Here is a 4573-nt window from a genome sequence, read left to right as displayed (position 1 = left end):
ACTATGCGCGGCAGTTCGGCGCCATCACCATGGACGCACGCGACTTCGAGCGCCTGACGGGCGAACGCAACGTGAGCGACGTGTCACTGTGGCTCGCGCCCGGCACATCCGAGGGCGCGGTGCAGGCCGCGGTGCGCGAGCTGGCGGCACGCGGCGATGGCTCCGAGTCGACTGCGACGAACGTCGAGATCTCGTCGGTCGGACAGATCCGCGCCACCTCGCTGCGCATCTTCGACCGCAGCTTTGCGGTGACCTACTGGCTGCAGGCCGTGGCCATTGCCATCGGCCTGTTCGGCATTGCCGCGAGCTTCAGCGCGCAGGTGCTGGCGCGGCGCAAGGAGTTCGGGCTGCTCGCGCACCTGGGCTTCACGCGACGGCAGGTGCTGGCGGTGGTGGCCGGCGAAGGCGCGGCGTGGACCGCGATCGGCGCCGTGGCGGGGCTCCTGCTCGGGCTCGCGGTGTCGGTGGTGCTGGTGAAGGTGGTCAATCCGCAGAGCTTTCACTGGACGATGGATCTGCTGGTGCCCTGGGGACGGCTGCTGGTGCTCTGCGCGGCCGTGGTTGCTGCGGGGACGGTGACTGCGTGGCTGGCGGGGCGGGCTGCTGCGGGGAGGGATGTTGTTTTGGCTGTGAAGGAGGATTGGTAGGTTCTTGGGGTTCCGGGGCCGGGTCTCGCCCCGGCGGGCGACTCACTTTCTTTTGCTTCGCCAAAAGAAAGTAAGCAAAGAAAAGGCGACCCTACTGTCTGCGTCCCTCCGCTTCGCTRCGGGCAACCTGCGGTGCTCGATTMCGGCGGGGGTCCGCAGAACTCGCTTCGCTCAAACAGCTGCGGCCCTGATCCCGCCTCCATCTGCGCTCCTCGGCGCATACAGAAGGGGTGGGAGCGGGYGGCCYTCGCTTCGCTCGGCCCCAATACCAACAGCCAATACCAGCAGCCAATCCCAACCACTGCGGCGCGCAGCGCCGCAGTGGCTTGGTGGCCGAGCGAAGCAAAGGCCCGTGTGGTTTCCAAGCCCCTCTGTGTGCGCCGAGGAGCGCAGCGTTTCGCGGATCAGGGCTCGCAGCTGTTTGAGCGAAGCGAGTTCTGCGAGACCCCGCGAAACCCGAGCACCGCAGGTTGCCCGTAGCGAAGCGGAGGGTCGCAGACAGTGGGGTCGCCTTTTCTTTGCTTACTTTCTTTTGGCGAAGCAAAAGAAAGTGAGTCCGCCGCCGGGCGGACATCCCGGCTCCGGAAAACAAACAAACAAAGGAGCCCGTCAATGACAGAAGCTCCAAACCCCAGCATGCCCCCAGAAGACGACCGCACCCGCGTCATGTCCAGGCCCGCGCAGCAACCCGCAGACAGCGAAACCGACACCTCCGCCACCGTCATCACATCCGGCTCCACAAGCCTCTCCAACGCGCCACCAGCAGCAGTCGCCGCTGCAGCAGAAACCAGCGAAGCCGGCCTCCTCCCCGTAGGCAGCCGCCTCGCCGAATTCGAGATCACGCGGGTCGTCGGCCAGGGCGGCTTCGGCGTGGTCTACGAAGCCTGGGACCACACGCTGGAACGCGTCGTCGCCATCAAGGAATACCTGCCCACATCGCTGTCCACAAGGCAGCACGACGGCACGGTGGTCCCGCTGTCCGAGCGCCACCGCGAAACCTTCGACCTCGGCATGCGCAGCTTCATCAACGAAGCCCGCCTGCTCGCGCAGTTCGACCATCCCTCGCTGCTGAAGGTCTACCGCTTCTGGCAGGAGCGCGGCACCACCTACATGGTGATGCCGTTCTACCGCGGCGACACGCTGCGCCAGGCGCTGGTCTCCATTCCCGCGGGCGTGGACGAGGCCTGGCTGATCCGCATCATGGACGGCGTGACGCAGGCGCTGGCGGTGATGCACGGCGCCAACTGCTACCACCGCGACATCGCGCCCGACAACATCATCCTGCTCGAAGGCTCCGGCCGGCCGGTGGTGCTCGACTTCGGCGCCGCGCGCCGCGTGATCACCGACAAGACGCAGGCGATCACCGTCATCCTCAAGCCCGGCTACGCGCCCATCGAGCAGTACGCCGAAATGCCCGACATGTCGCAGGGCGCGTGGACCGACGTCTATGCGCTCGCGGCGGTGATGCATGTGGCCGTGTGCGGGCGCGCGCCGCCGCCCTCGGTGGCGCGGCTCCTGTCCGACAGCTACGTGCCGCTTGCGGGCAACGACATCCTGCGCCAGCGCTACAGCCTGCGCCTCTTGCAGGCGATCGACGCGGGCCTGGGCGTGCGGCCCGAATCGCGGCCGCAGTCGATGGCCGAGTTCCGCGCCGCGCTCGACCTGGAGGTGGGCCACAGCATCGCGCCGCCGCCGCGCACCACGCCCGGCGGCCCGGGCGCGCGGAACAACACCGGCAACGCCGACCTGCCGACGACGATCGGACGCGGCAAGGCACCACCCGCGCCGGCACCCGCTCCGGGCGTGGGCGAAAAGAACAGCGGCAAGACCGTGGCCGCGATCGCTTCGGTGGCGGTGCTGGCCGCCGTGGCCGGCGGCGGCTGGTGGTGGTACCAGGGCCGCACCACCGCGGCCGCGGAAGGGGACAACAACGGCGGCAAGCAGGTCGCCGTAGTCGCAGCACCACCACCGTCGCCCGAACCGCGCGTGGTCCAGGCACCGCCACCACCGCCGCCACCTCCGGCGCCCCGCACGCCGCTCGAATCGCTGCAGTCGCTCGCGGCGGGCGCGGCGCCGGGCTTCGACGTGACGGCTGCGCCCAGGAAGGCCGAGGTGTCGATCGGCAAGGACAAGCTCGCCTTCGAGGTCCGCAGCAAGCGCGAGGGTTTCGTCTACGTGTTCCTGCTGTCCAGCGGCGGCGAGATGTTCCTGCTGTTCCCGAACCTGCTCGACAAGTACAACAAGATCACCGCAGGCAGCCCGCTCTCGCTACCGCGCGCCTCCTGGCCGATGGATGCGGGTGGTCCGGCCGGCACCAACCAGTTCGCGGTGCTCGTGAGCGAGCACGAGCGCGACTTCGGCGGTTCGGGCGTGCAGAACGAYGGCGTGTTTCCGCAATTTCCGCTGCCCGTGCTGGCGGCGCTCGAAGCCAGCCGCGGCACGGGTCCGTCGCCTTTGCTGGGCAAGCCGGTCTGCGCGCCCAACACCCCTTGCAACGACGTCTACGGCGTCGCGAATTTCAAAATCGTCGAGAAGTAATCGTCTGCAGAGCGTTGGCCCGATGGGCCGCTCTTTCCGGACAAGGAGGCTTTCATGAACACGACACCGTCGCCGGTTCTTTTCATTTCCGCCCTGCGCTGGGCGGCCACCGCAGCAGCCATGCTTGCGGCGGGCTGCGCCAACCCGCCGCCGACGGCGAGCGCCGGCGCTTCGGACACGGCGGCCAGCGCGGCGGCCGCCGGCTCGACAACGACGACGCCCCCACCGCCGCGCCCCGCCGGCTCGAGCACGGCCGGCCAGGCGCGCACCTTCTCGACCCAGCTGGCCACCTACACCTCGGTCAGCTTCGATGCCGTGCCCGGATGGGCGCGCGACGACTTCTCCGAAAGCTGGCCCGCCTTCCTCGGCAGCTGCAAGGTGCTCACCGGCCGCGGCGCCGAGTGGAAGGACGTGTGTGCGCGCGCCCTCCGGGTCGACAGCAAGAACAACAGCGCGATCCGCGCCTTCTTCGAGCAGGAGTTCTCGGCCTACCAGATCCGCGACGACGACCGCAAGCCCRATGGCGTGGTCACCGGCTACTTCGAGCCCGAGATCCCGGGCAGCCGGCAGTACGCGGCGCCGTTCATCTACCCGGTCTATGGCCAGCCCGAGGACATGCTGTTTGCCGATGCGCGCAAGCTGCCGGCCGGCAGCGGCACGGTGGCGGCAAAGGTCGAGGGCCGCAACGTGGTGGTGCAGACCGGCCTCAGCACGCGCGACATGGGCGCGCCGGGGCTCTATGCGCTCGACCTCTCGGCCATCACGCGCGACACGCTCGACCGCAAGGTGCGCCTGCGCATCGAGGGCAAGCAACTGCTGCCCTACTACACGCGCGAAGAGATCGAGACCAAGGGCGCGCCCAATGCGAAGGTGCTGGCCTTCGTGAGCAGCGCCACCGCGCTCTACGAAATGCAGATCCAGGGTTCGGGCCGCATCAAGCTGGCCAACGGCGACATCATCCGCGTGGCCTATGCCGAGCAGAACGGCCAGCCTTTCCGCCCCACGCTGGCGCAGGCGGCCAACGGCAAGCCGCGCAGCCCGGTCAAGGTGCGCGGCTCGTCGATCGAACTGCAGCTCGACGACGGCGACGAAGACGACGACGTCGGCGGCCCCGCGACCGGCACCATCCGCACGCGCGGCTTCACGCTTGCGCAGCCCACGGCCAGCGGCGCGGTGCTGGTGCCGGGGCGGCGCACGGCCGGGCCGGTGGTCGGCTCGGGCATCAAGGACCCGAGCTACGTGTTCTTCAAGGAGTCGCCGTCGCCTTCGGGCGGGCCGGTGGGCGCCTTCGGCGTGCCGCTGTCGGCGGGCCGCTCGATCGCGGTGGACCCGCGCAGCACGCCGCTGGGCTACCCGGTGTTCGTGCGCTGGGCTACCCGGTGTTCGTG

The 4573-nt window shown here is 69.2% G+C and carries 3 protein-coding genes; all 3 read left to right on the top strand.

Going from position 1 to position 4573, the window contains the following annotated elements:
- A partial coding sequence (locus tag AC1DOC_RS20280; protein ID WP_478130369.1) for an ABC transporter permease occupies positions 1-647 on the top strand: 647 nt, incomplete at its 5' end.
- Between the two features lie 612 nt (positions 648-1259).
- Positions 1260-3185 carry a protein kinase domain-containing protein gene (locus AC1DOC_RS20275; protein WP_478079622.1) on the top strand — a complete coding sequence of 642 codons (1926 nt, stop codon included), beginning with the start codon at positions 1260-1262 and terminating at the stop codon, positions 3183-3185.
- Positions 3186-3239: 54 nt separating this feature from the next.
- A partial coding sequence (locus AC1DOC_RS20270) for an MltA domain-containing protein (protein ID WP_478130368.1) occupies positions 3240-4573 on the top strand: 1334 nt, incomplete at its 3' end.

This window comes from Variovorax sp. 01T439_2 (genome assembly GCF_056398445.1).
The sequence above is the reverse complement of the archived record's forward strand: the minus strand, read 5'-3'. Positions and strand labels throughout refer to the sequence as shown.